Source organism: Pseudomonas sp. 20-5 (assembly GCF_056782835.1).
Genome location: NZ_CM165584.1, coordinates 272,708 through 289,488 on the forward strand (window position 1 = coordinate 272,708; position 16,781 = coordinate 289,488).

Consider the following 16,781-nt stretch of genomic DNA (forward strand, 5'->3'; position numbering starts at 1 on the left):
TTGTCGTTCTGGGTTGCACGCGGGCGGGCCAGGGGCCGCGCCGGTGTCAGCGGGCCAGGGGCGGTCGGGCCGGACGAGCGGCCAGCGGACGGGATGGAGGGCGGACGGAGAGGTCGGCGATGGACATGAGCGGGTACCCGATTCTTGAAATTGTTATGTCGCGTGGGTTGCGCAGGTGCCCGGAAAGAAGCGCGGAGCGCTTCCGGCAGATCGGGACGGCCTGCACGGGTGGCAGCGATGGTGCGCGATTGGTCGAAAAAGCGTCAATTCGATAATCGTGCTTCCGTTCGATATTCGAACGGAATACTAACCAGTTCGTACATTTTGCGTTGCCCGTCAGTTGGCGCAAACCAATAATCGGCTTGCCGGGCGAGCGGTCTCAGCGACCCGAAGTGGCTTCCCGGCGCATCCCGCGCGGGCTATCCGCGCCTCCGCCGTTCCGCCGCCGGCCCTCGCGCGGCGCCAGGCGCCGTAGGGCGCATTGAGGAGTCGAAGCATGCAGCGTTCGATCGCCACCGTATCCCTGAGCGGCACCCTGCCGGAAAAGCTCGAGGCCATCGCCGCCGCCGGTTTCGACGGGGTGGAAATCTTCGAGAACGACCTGCTTCATTACGACGGCAGCCCGCGCGACGTACGCCGGCTGTGTGCCGACCTGGACCTGGAGATCCTGCTATTCCAGCCGTTCCGCGACTTCGAGGGCTGCCGCCGGGAACGCCTGGAGCGAAACCTGGAGCGCGCCGAACGCAAGTTCGACCTGATGCAGGAACTCGGCACCGACCTGGTGCTGGTGTGCAGCAACGTCGCTGCCGATGCCCTCGGCGAACCGGCGCTGCTGGCCGATGACCTCCGGCAGCTGGCCGAGCGCGCCGCCGTCCGCGGCCTGCGCATCGGCTACGAGGCGCTGGCCTGGGGGCGCCAGGTGAACACCTGGGAGCAGGCCTGGGACCTGGTGCGGCGGGCCGACCAGGCGAACCTCGGGCTGATCCTCGACAGCTTCCACACCCTCTCGCTGGACGGCGATCCCCGCGGCATCGCCGATCTTCCGGGGGAAAAGATCTTCTTCGTGCAGATGGCCGACGCGCCCTTGCTGGCAATGGACGTGCTGGAATGGAGCCGGCACTTCCGCTGCTTCCCGGGTCAGGGCGGCTTCGACCTGGCAGGCTTCCTCGCGCCGGTCGTCGCGTCCGGCTATCGCGGTCCGCTGTCGCTGGAGGTCTTCAACGACGGCTTCCGCGCCGCGCCGACCCGCGCCAACGCCGTCGACGGCCTGCGCTCGCTGCTCTACCTCGAGGAGAAGACCCGCGAGCACCTGCAACGCCAGACGCCGCACGTGGCGGTGGACGAGCTGTTCGCGCCGCCGCCGGCGAGCCTCTGCGACGGCATCGAGTTCCTCGAGTTCGCCGTCGACGAGACGCTCAGCGCGCGCCTTGGCCAGTGGTTGCAGCGACTGGGCTTCGCCAGGGCCGGCGAGCACCGTTCGAAGAATGTCAGCCTGTTGCGCCAGGGCGACATCAACCTGGTACTGAACGCCGAGCCCTATTCCTTCGCCCACGGTTTCTTCGAGGCCCACGGACCGTCCTTGTGCGCCACCGCGCTGCGCGTGCGTGACGCCGGCCAGGCGCTGGAGCGCGCTCGTGCGTACGGAGGCCAGCCGTACCGCGGACTGCTCGGCCCCAACGAGCGGGAAATCCCGGCGGTGCGCGCCCTCGACGGCAGCCTGCTGTATCTGGTCGAGCGGCACACCGAGGGCCGCAGCATCTACGACAGCGACTTCGTGACGAACGACGCCGACACCTCCGGCCTCGGCCTGCGGCGCGTCGACCACGTGGCCCTGGCGCTGCCCGCCGAAGGCCTGGACAGCTGGGTGCTGTTCTACAAGAGCCTGTTCGACTTCGGCGCCGATGACGAGGTGGTGCTGCCCGACCCCTATGGCCTGGTCACCAGTCGCGCCGTGCGTAGCCCCTGCGGCAGCGTGCGCCTGCCGCTGAACATTTCCGAGGACCGCAACACCGCCATCGCCCGTTCGCTGTCCAGCTATCGCGGTTCCGGCGTGCACCACATCGCCTTCGATTGCGCCGACATCTTCGCCGCCGTGGCCCAGGCCAAGGAGGCCGGGGTCGCACTGCTGGAAATCCCGCTGAACTATTACGACGACCTCGCCGCGCGCTTCGACTTCGACGACGAGTTCCTCAGCGAACTGGCCTACTACAACGTCCTCTACGACCGCGACGCCCAGGGCGGCGAGCTGTTCCATGTGTTCACCGAGCCGTTCGAGGAGCGCTTCTTCTTCGAGATCCTCCAGCGCCGCCACGGCTACGCCGGCTACGGCGCGGCCAACGTGCCGGTGCGCCTGGCGGCGATGGCGCAAGCGCGGCGGGGTGTGCGCCGGGTCAAGCTGTGAGAATTGTCGGGGCTCCGGCAGGTGCTCTTCCTACAGCCGGGCGGGCCCCGCATAATCGGCCGCAATTCCCGCCGGCCACGAGTGAGTCACCGATGTCCAAGCCTGATCCCGCCGTCGTGGAGGAATCCGCTCCGCGCGGCAAGGGACGCAAGAACAATCCCGAGAAGACCCGCCAGGACATCCTCCGCGCCGCCATCGACGAGTTCGTCGCCCAGGGCCTCTCGGGTGCGCGGGTGGACGCCATCGCCGAGCGCACGCATACCTCGAAGCGGATGATCTATTACTACTTCGGCAGCAAGGAGCAGCTCTACCAGGCCGTGCTGGAGAAGCTCTACAGCGACATCCGCGGTATCGAGGGCACCCTGCGGCTGGGCGCGCTGCCGCCGGCCAAGGCGATGGAGAAGCTGGTGGAGTTCAGCTTCGACTACCACGACCGGCATGTGGATTTCGTGCGCATCATCAGCATCGAGAACATCCACAAGGGCGAGCACATCGCCAGCAGCGAACTGGTGCAGAGCGTCAACAGCTCGATCGTCCAGAGCATCGCCGAGATTCTCCGCCGCGGCGAAGCGGAAGGGGTGTTCCGCGCCGGGCTGGAGGCGCTCGACGTGCACATGCTGATCAGTTCGTTCTGCTTCTACCGGGTGTCCAATCGCTACACCGTGTCGCGGATCTTTCGCACCGACCTGCACGACGCCGAGGTTCGCCAGCGGCACCGGCGGATGATTGGCGAGGCGGTATTGCGCTACATCCGTGCCTGACTCCGGTCCCCTCTCCCCTTGGCGGGAGAGGGGCGCCATTCAGTCGCCCAGGCTGGCGAAGTGCGCCTGCATGCGCGCGGCGTCGGCCGCCACCCCGCTGAACAGTTCGAATGCCTTCACCGCCTGGAACACCGCCATGGTGCCGCCGTCCAGTGTGCGGCAGCCGAGGGCGCGGGCCTGGCGCAGCAGCTCGGTTTCCAGCGGAAAGTAGATCACCTCGGCGACCCACAGGTCGGCGCGCAACAGTTCCGCCGGCACCGGCATGCCGGGTAGCTTGGCCATGCCCACCGGGGTGGTGTTGACCAATCCCTGGGCGTCGCCCAGGGCGCCGGCCAGGTCGCTGCCGGCGAGCGCTCGTGGCGCGCCGAAGTGCTGGTTGAGGTTGTCCGCGAGGGCCTGGGCCCGCGCCGGGTCGACGTCGAACAGGACCAGCCGCTCGACGCCCTCGGCGAGCAGCGCATGGGCCACTGCCGCGCCGGCGCCGCCCGCGCCCATCTGCACCACGCGCTGGCGCGGCGCGCCGGCCAGGCCGCGCCGAAAGCCCTCGGCGAAGCCCAGGCAGTCGGTGTTGTGGCCGATGCGCCGGCCATCGCGCAGCACCACGGTGTTCACCGCGCCGATGCCGCGTGCCTCGGCGGAGAGGTCGTCGAGCAGGGGGATGATCGCCTGCTTGCAGGGGAAGGTGACGTTCAGCCCGGTGAAGCCGAGGTCGCTGGCGGCGGCGAGCAGGAACTCCAGGTCGTCCGCCGACTTGCCCAGCGGGTCGAGATCGATCAGCCGGTACAGATAGCGGATGCCCTGGGCGTCGCCCTCGCGCTCGTGCAGGGCAGGGGTCCGCGACGCCTGGATGCCGGCACCGATCAGGCCGGCGAGAACCGATCGCGGCGCGCTCATGCGGCCGCCTCGAAACGCTCGGCGAAATGTTCCAGGGCCAGGCGGTAGCCGAGGCTGCCGAATCCGCAGATCACTCCCAGCGCCACCGGCGAGACGTAGGAGTGGTGGCGGAACGCTTCGCGCTGGTGGACGTTGGACAGGTGCACTTCGACCACCGGCAGTTCCACCGCGGCCAGGGCGTCGCGCAGCGCCACCGAGGTGTGGGTCCAGGCGGCGGGGTTGATGACGATGCCGGCGACCCGGCCGCGGGCCTGGTGGATCCAGTCGAGCAGTTGGCCTTCCTGGTTGGTCTGGCGGAAGTCCACGGCGAAGCCGCGCGTCTCGGCGAAGGCCGCGCATTCGTCGGCGATTTCGCCCAGGGTCTGCCGGCCGTAGGTCTGTGGCTCGCGGGTGCCGAGCAGATTCAGGTTGGGGCCGTTCAGGACCAGTACCGTGCGCGTCATGGCGCAGCCTCCACAGCAATGATGTCATCGATGCCGGGAAAATGTACCGAACGGTTACTTTTGTAAACCGGACGCCGTCGCCGACGGGACGAAAGCGTTCGATTATCGGCGTCCGCTCACTCGCCTGCCGTCGGTTGCGTCGCGCCGCGGCCGCGCAGGGTCATGTCGGGCAGTGCCGAGGCCACCGCCAGGCCGAGCAGCGCCACCGCCGCGTTGACCAGGAAGAGCACCTTGAAGGCATCCGCGAGGACATGCTGGAGGATCACCCGGGCCGGCCCGCTGGCGGCGTCCAGGCTGCTCAGAAGGGCGCTCTCGGAAAAGCCCTGGTCGAGCCCGCCGCCGATCCGCAGGTGCTTGAGCAGGGCCAGCAGGATCGCCGACATCAGCGCCACCCCGACTGCCCCGCCGAGGGAGCGGAACAACGTCGCGTTGCTGGTGGCGACGCCGATGTGGCGTTGCTCCACGGCGTTCTGCGCGGCCACCAGGCTGGTCGGGAACTGGGTACCGATGGCGATCCCGGTGAGCAGCATGCACAGCCCGGACAGCCAGTGGTCGCCGACCGGGACCAGGGCCAGGCCGGCGATGCCGCAGGGCAACAGGACGGCGCCGAGCAGGATCAGCGGCTTGTAGCGTCCCAGGCTGGCGGTCAGCCGCCCGCAGCAGTACGCGCCCAGCGGCAGGCCCATGACCAGCGGCAGCAGATGCAGCGCGGCGCTGTCGGCGCCGGCGCCGGTAACGCTCTGGTAGCGCAGCGGTACCAGCACGGTCAGCGAGATGGCCTGGAAGCTGGCGAAGAACGCAACCAGCCAACTGAGGGTGGCGGCGCGGACGGCGAACAGTTGCATCGGCACCAGCGGTTCGCGGAAGCGCCGCTCCTGGGCGACGAACAGCAGCAGGGCGAGCGCCGCCAGGGCGAACAGGCCGAGCAGCGCAGGGTCGCTCCAGGCTGCGCCCTGGCCGATCTGGGTGATGGCCAGGAGCAGCGCGGTGAGGCCCACCACCATCAGCACGATGCCCAGGTAGTCGATCACCGGTTGCCGGCGCGGCACCGGCAGGCCGACCAGGGTTCGCCGCGAGATGGCCAGCGCGAGAAGGCCGATCGGCAGGTTGATCCAGAATACCCAGCGCCACGACAGGTACTCGGTGAGCAGGCCCCCGAGCACCGGGCCGGCGACGCTGGCGATGGCGTACATGCTGCTGAAGTAACCCTGGTAGCGGCCGCGCTCGCGCGGCGGGACGATGTCGCCGATGATCGCCTGGCTCACCGCCATCAGCCCGCCCGCGCCGATCCCCTGCAGCACTCGCGCCAGCACCAGTTGGCCCATGCTCTGCGCGAGCCCGCAAAGCAGCGAGGCGGCGGTGAACACGACGATGGCGAAGAGCATCAGACGGCGGCGGCCGTAGAGGTCGCCGAGCTTGCCGTAGATCGGCATCGATACGGTCATCGCCACCATGTAGGCCGAGATCACCCAGGCCAGCAGGTCGAGGTCGGCGAAGTCGGCCGAGATCGCCGGCAGGGAGACGGCGACGATGGTCTGGTCGAGGGCGCTGAGGAAGATCGACAGCATCAGGCCGGCGAGGACGGTACGGACGGCGGGCGGGTTCTGGGCGAGATCGGACAAGACGGCACCTGGGGCGGACGGAACGCGAAGGCAGCGGGCATCATACTGCGCCTGGGGTAGGACAGGTGCCGGGGAGAATCGATCCGTGGGCCGTCTTTCGTCGATATCCGCCTGCGCCAACGTTGCGTCCCGCCTTGGGAAAGGTGCCCCGGCGTTGCGCCGGGGTGGCGCGGCCTACTCGATTTCCTCGTAGGGCAGGCCGACATAGTTCTCGGCGATGGTCGCCAGGCCCGCCTCGGAGCCCAGGTAGTACTCCAGTTCGGTCTGCTGGATGCGCTGGCTGAACGCGTCGGTGTCGGGGAAGCGATGCAGCACCGAAGTCATCCACCAGGAGAAGCGTTCGGCCTTCCAGATCCGCCGCAGGCAGATTGCCGAGTAGCGTTCCAGCAGTTCGCCCCGCCCTTCGCGGTAGGCCTTCAGCAGCAGCCGGTAGAGCGTGCTGACGTCGCTGGCCGCCAGGTTCAGTCCCTTGGCGCCGGTGGGCGGCACGATGTGCGCGGCGTCGCCGGCGAGGAACAGCCGGCCATGCTGCATCGGCTCGACCACGAAGCTGCGCAGCGGCGCGATGCTCTTCTCCAGCGAAGGTCCGGTCACCAGTTTCTCCGCCACCTCGGACGGGAGTCGCGCCTTCAGTTCCGTCCAGAAGCGCTCGTCGGACCAGTCCTCGACCTTCTCCGACAATGGCACCTGCACGTAGTAGCGGCTGCGGGTCGCCGAACGCTGGCTGCACAGGGCGAAGCCGCGCGGATGGTTGGCGTAGATCAGTTCGTGGCTGACCGGCGGGGTGTCGGCGAGCAGGCCGAGCCAGCCGAACGGATAGACCCGCTCGAAGACCTTCAGCCGCTCCGCCGGGATCGATTGCCGCGAGATGCCGTGGAAGCCATCGCAGCCGGCGATGTAGTCGCAATCCAGGCGCAGCCGTTCGCCGTCGCGTTCGAAGGTCACGTAGGGGCGCTCACCTTGCAGGTCGTGCAGGCGCACCTCGGTGGCCTGGTAGACGGTAGTGGCGCCGCAGGCTTCGCGGGCCTCCATGAGGTCGCGGGTGACCTCGGTCTGGCCGTAGACCATCACCGTCTTGCCGCCGCTCAGGCGCTTGAGGTCGATGCGCCGGCGCTGCCCGGCGAAGGCGATCTCCACGCCTTCGTGGACCAGCCCGTCGCGCGCCATGCGCCGGTCGACGCCGGCCTCGCGCAGCAGGTCGACCATACCCTGTTCCAGCACGCCGGCGCGGATGCGGCCGAGCACGTAGTCCGGGGTCTGGCGTTCGAGGATCACGTTGTCGATGCCGGCCTTGTGCAGCAACTGGCCGAGCAGGAGGCCGGACGGACCGGCGCCGATGATGGCGACTTGAGTCTTCATTGCGGATAGCCCTCTCGCTGTTATGGCTGGCCGGCGGCGCATGCGCCGGCGCTGATCTTGTCTGGAGGTGGCTGTATTTTTGTTTGCCGTGGAGTGCTATAGAAGGCAAATTGCCGATCTATTTCTGGACTTTTATAAAGTCTGTTCGGCAATCGGCCATTTCGCTCGGAGGGCTCGATGACGGATTCCATCCGCGACGTCCCGGTGTTCAAGCTCTACGGCGCTCCCCTCGAATGGCCGACCCCGGACCTGCTGCACTGCGAGTCGATCCCCGCCCGCAGTCGTCTGCACGACTGGGAGATCAAGCCGCACCGGCACGCCGATCTCGCTCAGTTGCTCTACGTGCGCAAGGGCTGGGCGCAGCTCCAGGTCGAGGGCGAGCCGACTCGCGTCGAGCAGCCTTCCATCCAGTTCGTACCGCCGTTGTGCATCCATGGCTTCCAGTTCTCCGAGCGCATCGACGGCTACGTGCTGACGCTCGCCGCACCGTTGCTGGCCCGCCTGCAGGCGCACCTCGGCGCGCAGCGCCAGGCGCTGGAGGCGCCGGGGTTGTACCCGGTGGGCGCGGACCGGCGCTATATCGACACGCTGTTCGACGCCATAGACGGCGAGTACGCCGGCGCTGCGCCGGCGCGCGAGCTGTTGTTGCAGTCGCTGATCGGCGTGCTGGCGGTGTGGCTGGGGCGGCAGGTGATGGTCCGGCGGGCGGAGGCACGGCCGGGTCGTGGTCAGGAATACCTATCGGCCTTTTCGCAACTGGTCGAGCGGCATTTCCGCGAGCACCTGGGAATCGACGAGTACGCGCGTCGCCTGGGCATCTCCCCGGCACACCTGAACAGCGTGGCGCGCCGCCTCAGCGGGCAGACCGCACTGGGCATCGTGCACCAGCGCCTGCTGCTGGAGGCCAAGCGCGACCTGGTCTACACGGCGATGACGGTGAACGAGATCGCCGACCGCCTCGGCTTCAGCGAGCCGGCCTACTTCACCCGTTTCTTCAAGCGCCTGAGCGGCGTCTCGCCGAGCGCTTTCCGCAAGGGCGACTAGTGTTCGCGGCGCAACTGGACGATCTCCAGCGCGCGTCCCTCGTCATCACGCGGGCGTCGGCCGCTCTCGACGAAGCCGCAGCGCGCGTAGAACCCCAGCGCCTCGCGGTTGGCGGCGTAGACCTCGACTTCCAGCGCGCCCTTCAGGGTTGCCGCGTGCTCCACCAGTTGCCGGCCGATCCCGCGCCCGTGGGCCGCCGGAGCGACGAAAAGGCCGCCGATGAAGGCATCGAGCAGGCCGATGAAGCCCAGCGGCGTATCGCCGTCCAGCGCCAGCCAGGTTTCCGAGGCATCCAGATAATGATCGCGAACCAGTGCCTTCTGCTTCTGCAACTCGGCTTCGCCGAGGAAACCGTGGCCGACGCGCGAGGCCTCCAGCCAGATGGCCAGGGTGGCATCGCGGTCGGCGGGAATGTAGCGGCGGATTTTCAGCGGAGAGGACATGGCGGCAGCTCGCAACGGGAACAGCCGCGGATTATCGCGTGAGCCGGCGGGAAAAGGGTAGGTCCGGCATGTACGCTTCAGTCGCCGCGGATGTACTGTTCCAGTTGCTGGATCAGCTCGGCCTGCTCGGCGATCGCCGCCTTGACCAGGTCGCCGATGGACAGCAGGCCGAGCAACTGGCCGTCTTCCACGACCGGCAGGTGGCGCAGGTGGCGATCGGTCATCAGGTTCATGCAGGTGTCGACGCTCTGCTTCGAGTCCACGCTGACCACCGGCGCGCTCATGATCGCGCTGATCGGCGTACCGATGGACGAACGGCCCTTGAGGACCATCTTGCGCGCATAGTCGCGCTCGCTGACCACCCCTACCACCTCGCCATGGTTCACCACCAGCAGCGCGCCGATGTTCTTTTCCGCCATCAGGCGCAGGGCGTCGAGCACCATCTCGTCCGCCCCGATGGTGTACACCTGCTGGTTCTGCTTGGCGTTCAACAGTTGTGCCACGGTTTTCATACGCGCCCCTCCGGAGCCGTTCTCACGTCCAGCAAGAATCGTAGACGGCGAGCGGATCGGCAAGCGGGGAAAACGGCATCGAACCGATTGAAAAACGTCATCATCGCTTTCCCGACGAAGGTAGGGCCCGCGCTATTAGTCTTTCCCTGCGGGGCTAGTGCAGCACCCGTGCGAGCCCTTCCGGCGACTGGCCGGTGACGTAGCAATGGCGGTGCCGGTCGAGGCTGAGCGGGTGGCCGGCGTCGGTCAGCAGCCTGGCGATGCCCTCGAGGTGTTCCTTGACGTTCACCTGGTATTCCTGCTCGGTCAACGGCACGACCCACAGCAGGTCGACCGGATGCGCCGACAGGGCGAAGCCGTCGAACAGGGAGGCATCCTCCTCCAGCGGCGCCGGGAGGAGAAGGAAGTGCCGCAGCAGGCTCTGCTCGTAGAGCGGGAAGCCGAACGCCACCGCATGTCCATGTCCCAGGGCGAGGCGCTCGTGGAATGGCAGGCCGGCGAGCCATTGCAGGTGGCGCAGGTCATCGCCGCCCAGTTCGTCGAGATAGCAGATCAGCTCGGCGGACCAGCGCGCCTTGCCCATGTAGGGCGCGAAATGCATCGGTGCCTGGCTCATCCCGGCAGTGATCACCACATGGTGCGGCCGCCGGGTGCTTTCCAGGCGATAAGCGAAGACCGCCATTTCCGGCACCGCTACGCAGTGTCTCCAGAAGTCCCGGCAATCCAGGGTCATGGCGGGCGCACAACCGAAATGGGCGTCGTATTTCTCGCGCAGCCGGGCGATGTAGTCGTTCATCTTCGGTCCTCTGGACTTAGCGGGTGGGGCCGGACATGGGGCGCCGGGGGCGCGGCCGTTTCCATGCGAGGGCAGACCAGTGATGGCTGATCCTGGTTGCCGTTGGGTGACCAATGGAATGCGAACGGCGACTGCCGAGAAATCGGCTCGTTCCGAGAGAGGCGAGAGGCTTTCCTTCTTGGTGCGTAGGAAAGCGCTGAGGGCAGCTGAGGGTATCTGTCGGGAACGGAAAAAAGCCCGTCGGGAACGGGCGAAGAGGGAAGCTTACCAGGGCAGCGGGAAGTGGCCTTCCGCGCGCAGGTAGTCAGGATCGGGGGTGAACGGGTCGATCTTCTGCCGCTCGCTGCAACCCTGGCGTTCGCAGTCCCGCAGGCGCTGCAACGGCGAGCGGTCGTCGCGCTGGATGCGGATGCCTGTGACAGGCGCGCCTTCGGAAAGGCTGTAGCTGCGGCCGCTCTCGCAACCGGGCAGGGTCAGGCAAAGGCAGAGGAGCAGGGTGGTGTGCGGGTGTCGTGGCATTGCGGGTCGAATGGGCTTGCGAAGGCCGCCCATGCTATCAATCGGCCAGCAAATAGGGGGCCGGATGGACAGTCCATGACCGGGATGAGAGTTGCTTCGCAAACCCGGAGATGCCCTCGAAAGGCTATTGCCTCACGCGGGAAAGCCCGTCGAAGGCCCGCAGCAACTTGCCCAGGACGAGGGTCAGCGCCTCTTCTTCCGGGCCGGCGCCGAGACCCGCCAGCAGCCTTTCGTCGAGCCCTGCGACCTGTGCCAGGGCCTGCTCGAACACCGCCTGTGCCGCGGGGCTGCGGCGCACCAGCACGGCGCGCCCGTCGTCCGGATCCGGCAGGCGGCTGACCCAGCCGCGCCGCACCAGCCGTTCGATGGTCCGGCCCAGCGCAGTGCGGTCGGTCTGTGAGTGCTCGATGAGCACGCTCATCGGCACGTCACCGTCGAAGGCGTGGATGATCCGCAACGCACGCCATTCATGCAGCCCCAGTTCGAGAGGGGCAAGCAGGGCGGTGAGTTGCCGTTCGCGCTGGCGGACGATCTCCGTCATCAGGTACAGCGGGCCTTGGGGCAGCCCCAGTGCGTTCGTCTCGGTCATTGGCCCGGTCACCTTCCTCGATCCTCTTTCGCCAGGGCGGGGATTGTAGCGCTCAGGCGTCGCCGAATCCGTAGTCGCTCCAGCGTTCTTCGACTCGCCTGCGCAGCGCCGTCGGATAGGCGTGGCGGAACGACGCCGTAGCGGCACGCATTTGCCCGGCGAACTGTTCCGGGTACAGGCAGTTGATCACCAGCCGACCGCCGCTGCCTCGTGCCTTGTCCTCGGCATCGAGGTAGGGAACCATCGGGAAGTCACGGATCTTCGGGAAGGCGAAATGGTCGTGCAGCGGATGCGCGCGGGTCGCCAGCGCCCATACCACCTGGTCGATCTCGGTGACGTCGATGTCGTTGCCGACCAGGATCAGCTTCGGCACCAGGTGTCCGGCATGCGAGCCGAAGACGGTCTCGGCGACCCGTGCGGCGAAGGCCGCGGCGTCGGTGCCCAGGGCCGCCAGGCGCTGTACGTCGATCGACAGCACGGCCCAGCAGGTCGCCGCCTCGTAGGAGCACCAGACCATGTCCACCGGCAGTCCGGCGTTCTGCGCCACGTCCAGCAGTTGCGCGGAAATCATGGTGCCCCAGATGGTGTGGTTTTCCTCCGGTGGCGTGCCGGCGACGCAGATCGGCAGGATCGGCTGGTCGCGGAAGCTCAGCGCATGGACGTGGAACAGCGGCTGCGGCTTGCCGGTGGGGAAGGAATAGCCGTGGTATTCGCCCATCGGGCCTTCCAGCGCGGTTTCGTCGAGGCTGATCTCGCCCTCCAGGACGATCTCGGCATTGGCCGGAACCCACAGGCCGTTGGTCTGCGTGCGCACCACCTCCACCGGCTCGCCGACCAGGGCGCCTACGTAGCCGGCTTCGCTGACCCCCTCCGGCAACGGCATGCCGGCCGCCGCGAGTGCCGCCGGCGGTGCGCCGAGGGCCATCGCCCAGGGCGTTGGCTTGCCCTGGCGGCGCCACTGCTCGCGGATGATGCCGATGTGCTGGGTGGGAATGGTCGGACCCGCCAGGGTGTTGCGGTCCACCAGCATCAGCCGGCCCACCGACCAGCTGTCCCAACTGCCGTCCGGCGTCTGTACCACGTGGAAACCGTAGGTGCCGAAATAGCGCCCGCCGTCCTGCTCATGGAGCAAGGGGACCGGGAAGCGGGTCAGGTCCACCTGCTCGCCGAGCCAGACGTTTTCCTGCACCGGCCCGCGCTCCAGCCGGCGCGGCGCGATCGGTTCCGCGCGCATCGCGGCGCGCAGCATGGCCACGATGTCCCGCGGCCCGCTGTGTTCCGGCAGGCCGAAATGCAGCGCCAGGCGCGAATGGGCGCGGGCCCTGTCGGCGCGCAGGCCGGCCGGCGCGCCCAGTACCCGCGCGTCGGGCAGGCTGTCGCGGATGTTGTGGAACAGCGGGGCGGGTGCGCGGCGTTCGTAGACCCGGCGGGTGATGGCGCCGATCTCCAGGTTGGCGTCGACCTCGGTGTGCACGTCCACCAGGTCACCCTGGCGACGCAGGTGGTCGACGAAGTGGCGGAAATCCAGGGCGCTGCGGTTCATCGGCTCGCCACTCCATATAAGTGCGTGTGCATGCATCTTATGTGCTGATGCGTTCTTTAGGCAAGCGGAGCCCGGTCGGTTCGCGGGCTGGCCGGAAGGTCGCCACCTAGGCAAGATATATGGCTGGTTGGAAGCCCTGGCAAGCTTCCTTGCGCAGTCGCGGCACAGGATCGGCGAGCGCCGTCGTGGAGGAAACATGGAAGCGTGCGATACAGCGGGCATTATGGATGCGATCACGGCTGTCACCGGCGTACTCACCCTTCTGGTGGCGTGGGCAGCATTGTTTTCGTGGCGCCGGCAAGAGCGTCAGAAAGCGATATTGGCGTGGAAGGCCGATCTGGTGGACTACGCCTACGGGTTTCCCAATCTGCCGGTGATATGGGGTTACCAGACGCACAAGGACGAGATCGACCAGGCCGCAGAGCGTTTTTATCGGTGCGTGAAAAGCTACATGGTCATGCGCGAGCTGGTGTCGCGGAAGCGAATGAAAGCCTATGAGCGAATCTGGCGCCAGGCTCATTTCGTTCATGAGAAATGTACATTCGAAGGGCAAATGACCTGCGCCATCGCCCGGGATCTGCTTTCCCAGGCTTACCTGAACGATTTTCTGAAATCTTGATGGGACAGCTCCCGGCCGCTCAACGCACCATATAGTCCATCTGCCATGGCCGCGGAATCACCAGTGCCAGCAACGCGAGAAGAGCCGCCAGCGCTGCGCTCGCCGCCATCGCCGCGAGGCCCAGTTGCTGTTCCAGTAGGGCGCCGAGCACCGCGCCGACGCACATGCCGCTCCAGGGCACCAGTTGCACCCGCCAGCCGTTGCGCCGCTCGCCTAGCAGCCAGCGGCCGAGGCCGCGGCCGAAGCGGGAGAGGGCGCCGGTGACGTAGGTCAGGCCGATGGGCAGGCCGTTGACCTGCTCGACCACGGCGTTGAGCATGCCCATGGCGAGGATGGCGGCGACCAGCGCCGGCACGTTCCAGTCGAATGGCCAGACCGCCGACAACGCCAGCAGCATCGCGCAGCAGACCAGGATCGGCGCCGCCCGGCGCCCGCTGAAGCGCGCCAGTATCACTCCCAGCGCGTTGCCGACGACGAAACTGGCCAGGGCGACGCTCAGCCGCACCAGCCCGCCGAAGTCGCCCTCGCCCAGCGATACCGCCAGGCGCGTGGTGTTGCCGCTCATGAAGGAAACGAAGTCGCCGGTGGCGAGGAAACCGATGGCGTCGGTCATGCCTGCCAGTACCGACAGCCCGGCCACCAGGCCGAGCCCGACACGCCCGCGCGTCCGCCGCAAACGAAGGCGCCGCGCGCTGCTACCCACCATGCTGTCTGGAAGCATCCGGAGAAACCACCCGCAGGAAGAGAAGGTCCGCCCCAGTGCGGACTCCCGATCTTAAGGCTCTCCCCAGGGAAAAGGCCAGGGGCGAGGCGGAGCGTCTGGGGCCGAAGATCCTGGTCAATCGGCAATGACAGTGCGGGGCGGGGCCTCAGATATCGAATACCGGTACCTGGTTTCCACCCAGTACCTCGATCTTGTCGGTCCGGTAGACCACCATCGCCTTGCTGCAGGTCACCGTGGAACGACCCTCTTTGCTGGCATTGAGATACACCGTGCCCTTGCCGGCGTAGACCGCTCTCGCGTTGGCGGCGATGCGCAGCTCGAGGGCCGCCGCTTCTCCGTCCTCGTCCCCGGCGAAGTCGCACCCGTAGAGGGCGATGGCCAGTTCCTTGCCGAACAGTTCGAGAAGGGTCGCACCAAAGGCCTGGGGCTCGACGAACTGCTTGCCCTGGACACGCCGGGCCATGACGTCCGCGGTGCTCTCGCCGTGGGGGTTGCCCAGCCAGAGTTGGCCAGCCGTGCCGTGGGTGGCGATGAGGATCGTATCGATGAAGTACTGTTCGCCGCTCTCCGCGGCAACCTTGCCTAGATCCCGAACCAACTGGGCGTAGTTGGTATCTGCCTTGATCGCGAAGGCCGGCTTGTAGAGCTTGTTCCGCGCATAGGCGACGACCGCCTCCGCGAAGGCGCTGCCGGAGTCGCCTCTCCGGATCTCCTGCTGGAAGTCGTGGTAGATGACCAGGACCGCCCCTTTCCTGACCGGGCCGCTGAGCCCTCCCTTGACGATGTCGAGGGCGAAACGGAAATTGGCGCTGAGCACCTGGGACGCATGGGTAGGAAAGGTATCCGTATCGGTCAGCAGTTCTACTTCGGTACCGACCAGCACCTCCTTTCGTTCGTCGCCCTCCGCCCAGGGCGTGTCGTCCACATCCGTTCCGTAGATCCTTGCGTCCAGGTCGACCTCGACGAGCGTACTCACTGTGAAGGGCACCAGAAGCTCTTCCGGGCCGAGTCGATTCTTGACCACGGCGCCCTTGCCTTGCTTGGCGATTTTCGTGACTACGCCATGCCATGAGCGCATCCTGTTGCTCCTGTGGGAGTCCTGGTAGGAACGGCATCCGAGCATGCAGAACTATAGACGTGAAACGGCCAGCCCCGAGGAACTATCCGCCGATCGACCCTTCATCTGGCCCCGGCCTTGGGTGCCATTCCCGGCCGGACAGGATCGGTTGCTCTGGTCTCGCGGCGAGGGACAGGCGCTGCTCGGCGGAGCGGGTGGCGGTGAGGCAGGTCTTGTCTAGTCCTGAAATAGGTTTACACCTGCTCAGGTAGGCCGATAGGCCTCAAAACGCCCGATGCACCGCATCGGGCGTTTTGTTTTTCAGGGCCATGTGAGGCCGCTCTGTGTTGTAGATCTGCACGGCTTCAGCAACCATCTTCCTTGCCTGCTCCAGATTTTCAGGGCTACTCAGCAGCAGCTCTGTTTTGAGGATCCCGTAGATGCGCTCAGCTAGCGCGTTCTGGTAGCAGTCATATCCGTCAGTCATCGAGCACTGGACGCCATTCCGTGCATGCAGTGACTGATACAGCGCCGAGAAATATTGAATACCGCGATCCGAGTGGTGGACCAGTGACTGGCGACGCTGCCGTTTGCGTAAGGCCTGCCTAAAGGCTTGTGCAACTGACTTGGCATGCAGGCTTTCATGCACATGGTGGCCAACAATTTTTCTGGAATACGCATCCGTTACCAGGCTTAGGTACAGCGGGCCGCTACTGGCTGGCAGGTAAGTAATGTCCGCCGCCCAAACGTGCTCCGGTCCTGACGGGACAACCTGGTTCGGGCCTGACTTGGGTAGGTTCGGATGGCGGTAGAAGCGGTGAAAGCTTTGTGTTGTCTTGTGATACGCCCGCTTGGGCAACACCAGCAAACGGCGCTTTCCCAGGACCTGAAATAGTCGGTCTCGGCCAATTTGGAGCCGCCTATCAGGCTGGCAATGCAGCAGATAGTGCAGCTTTCGTGTGCCTAGTCGTGGCTGACGTATCCGGATTTGTTGAACAAATTCGACAACCCGATCTGCCTGGCGTGCTTTGCTATCAGCAGCTCGATTGCGCTTGTAGTAAGCCTGTCGGCTCATGCCAAGAAACTGACAAGCCCTGGCAATGCTCAGTCCTGCGACTTGACCTTGCGAGAGGACTTGCCGGATCGCTTTTTTACGACCGATACACCGTAATCATTTTTCAGGACATCGACGACGGTCTCGAAGAACTGAGCCTTCTGGCTCATCAACTCAAGCTGCTGCTCAAGCTCTTTGATCCGCTGCTCTGGAGTGAGCGTTTTGGGGTCAGACATCGCGCAACTCCTCTCGGCCCGAATCGACGCCCTTTGGCTCCAATCCTGCCGACCATGCTTGCGCAACCATACCAGAACCGTCGACCGGCCCTGGATGCCATACCGCACCTGGGCCTGCTTGTAGGTCACCGGTCCTTGTCATCTGACGAAAACTCCATCTGGCGC

16 protein-coding genes and 1 pseudogene are annotated in these 16,781 nt (G+C 66.4%); 4 read left to right on the top strand and 13 right to left on the bottom strand.

The genetic code is table 11. The annotated features are described in order from the left end of the window. The first annotated feature begins 496 nt into the window (after nucleotides 1–496). Nucleotides 497–2,401, top strand: coding sequence for a 3-dehydroshikimate dehydratase QuiC (gene quiC / locus AC1RB9_RS01255; RefSeq protein ID WP_003162034.1), 1,905 nt, complete (start codon nucleotides 497–499; stop codon nucleotides 2,399–2,401). Nucleotides 2,402–2,493: 92 nt separating this feature from the next. Beyond that, nucleotides 2,494–3,162, top strand: coding sequence for a TetR/AcrR family transcriptional regulator (locus tag AC1RB9_RS01260; protein WP_003101858.1), 669 nt, complete (start codon nucleotides 2,494–2,496; stop codon nucleotides 3,160–3,162). A gap of 39 nt (nucleotides 3,163–3,201) precedes the next feature. On the opposite strand, the gene AC1RB9_RS01265 is transcribed toward AC1RB9_RS01260, so the two are convergent. From AC1RB9_RS01265 to pobA, 4 genes are all read right to left on the bottom strand, one after another. Beyond that, nucleotides 3,202–4,056 (bottom strand): shikimate dehydrogenase, encoded by an 855-nt coding sequence (locus tag AC1RB9_RS01265; RefSeq protein WP_004346798.1) that lies wholly within the window; start codon nucleotides 4,054–4,056, stop codon nucleotides 3,202–3,204. Next, entirely contained in the window at nucleotides 4,053–4,499 is a 447-nt protein-coding gene (aroQ, locus tag AC1RB9_RS01270; RefSeq protein ID WP_003111454.1) for a type II 3-dehydroquinate dehydratase, read from the bottom strand. Before aroQ ends, AC1RB9_RS01265 begins: the two co-directional genes overlap by 4 nt. Before the next feature lie 116 nt (nucleotides 4,500–4,615). After that, nucleotides 4,616–6,121, bottom strand: a complete 1,506-nt coding sequence (locus AC1RB9_RS01275; RefSeq protein WP_003123834.1) for an MDR family MFS transporter — start codon at nucleotides 6,119–6,121, stop codon at nucleotides 4,616–4,618. A gap of 174 nt (nucleotides 6,122–6,295) precedes the next feature. Continuing rightward, entirely contained in the window at nucleotides 6,296–7,480 is a 1,185-nt protein-coding gene (gene pobA, locus AC1RB9_RS01280) for a 4-hydroxybenzoate 3-monooxygenase (RefSeq protein WP_003161832.1), read from the bottom strand. A gap of 177 nt (nucleotides 7,481–7,657) precedes the next feature. Here pobA and AC1RB9_RS01285 point away from each other — a divergent pair, with 177 nt between their 5' ends. Next, the gene (locus tag AC1RB9_RS01285) at nucleotides 7,658–8,524 is read left to right on the top strand and encodes a helix-turn-helix domain-containing protein (protein ID WP_003123837.1); all 867 of its coding nucleotides are present in this window, start codon (nucleotides 7,658–7,660) and stop codon (nucleotides 8,522–8,524) included. Here AC1RB9_RS01285 and AC1RB9_RS01290 read toward each other — a convergent pair. The 6 genes from AC1RB9_RS01290 to hudA form a co-directional block, all read right to left on the bottom strand. Then, complete coding sequence (locus tag AC1RB9_RS01290; protein WP_003145042.1) at nucleotides 8,521–8,967, bottom strand: GNAT family N-acetyltransferase; 447 nt, start codon at nucleotides 8,965–8,967, stop codon at nucleotides 8,521–8,523. The genes AC1RB9_RS01285 and AC1RB9_RS01290 overlap by 4 nt on opposite strands. A gap of 77 nt (nucleotides 8,968–9,044) precedes the next feature. Beyond that, nucleotides 9,045–9,479 carry a CBS domain-containing protein gene (locus AC1RB9_RS01295; RefSeq protein ID WP_003112686.1) on the bottom strand — a complete coding sequence of 145 codons (435 nt, stop codon included), beginning with the start codon at nucleotides 9,477–9,479 and terminating at the stop codon, nucleotides 9,045–9,047. A gap of 154 nt (nucleotides 9,480–9,633) precedes the next feature. Beyond that, entirely contained in the window at nucleotides 9,634–10,275 is a 642-nt protein-coding gene (locus AC1RB9_RS01300; protein WP_003161829.1) for a suppressor of fused domain protein, read from the bottom strand. 264 nt (nucleotides 10,276–10,539) lie between these two features. After that, on the bottom strand, nucleotides 10,540–10,827 hold the full coding sequence (locus tag AC1RB9_RS01305; RefSeq protein WP_003123838.1) for a hypothetical protein: 288 nt from the start codon (nucleotides 10,825–10,827) through the stop codon (nucleotides 10,540–10,542). 91 nt (nucleotides 10,828–10,918) lie between these two features. Then, nucleotides 10,919–11,395 (bottom strand): MarR family winged helix-turn-helix transcriptional regulator, encoded by a 477-nt coding sequence (locus AC1RB9_RS01310; protein ID WP_017148901.1) that lies wholly within the window; start codon nucleotides 11,393–11,395, stop codon nucleotides 10,919–10,921. A 40-nt stretch (nucleotides 11,396–11,435) separates the two neighbouring features. Beyond that, nucleotides 11,436–12,926, bottom strand: coding sequence for a UbiD family decarboxylase HudA (gene hudA / locus AC1RB9_RS01315; RefSeq protein ID WP_003459121.1), 1,491 nt, complete (start codon nucleotides 12,924–12,926; stop codon nucleotides 11,436–11,438). A gap of 196 nt (nucleotides 12,927–13,122) precedes the next feature. Here hudA and AC1RB9_RS01320 point away from each other — a divergent pair, with 196 nt between their 5' ends. Beyond that, entirely contained in the window at nucleotides 13,123–13,545 is a 423-nt protein-coding gene (locus tag AC1RB9_RS01320; RefSeq protein WP_003118121.1) for a hypothetical protein, read from the top strand. 19 nt (nucleotides 13,546–13,564) lie between these two features. Here AC1RB9_RS01320 and AC1RB9_RS01325 read toward each other — a convergent pair whose 3' ends face one another. From AC1RB9_RS01325 to AC1RB9_RS01335, 3 genes and pseudogenes are all read right to left on the bottom strand, one after another. After that, nucleotides 13,565–14,251 carry a YoaK family protein gene (locus AC1RB9_RS01325; RefSeq protein WP_003106170.1) on the bottom strand — a complete coding sequence of 229 codons (687 nt, stop codon included), beginning with the start codon at nucleotides 14,249–14,251 and terminating at the stop codon, nucleotides 13,565–13,567. A 163-nt stretch (nucleotides 14,252–14,414) separates the two neighbouring features. After that, nucleotides 14,415–15,347 carry a hypothetical protein gene (locus tag AC1RB9_RS01330; RefSeq protein ID WP_003106171.1) on the bottom strand — a complete coding sequence of 311 codons (933 nt, stop codon included), beginning with the start codon at nucleotides 15,345–15,347 and terminating at the stop codon, nucleotides 14,415–14,417. Between the two features lie 262 nt (nucleotides 15,348–15,609). Then, nucleotides 15,610–16,754 (bottom strand): annotated as a pseudogene (locus AC1RB9_RS01335) (IS3 family transposase); the annotation flags it as partial. Nucleotides 16,755–16,781: the final 27 nt, after the last annotated feature.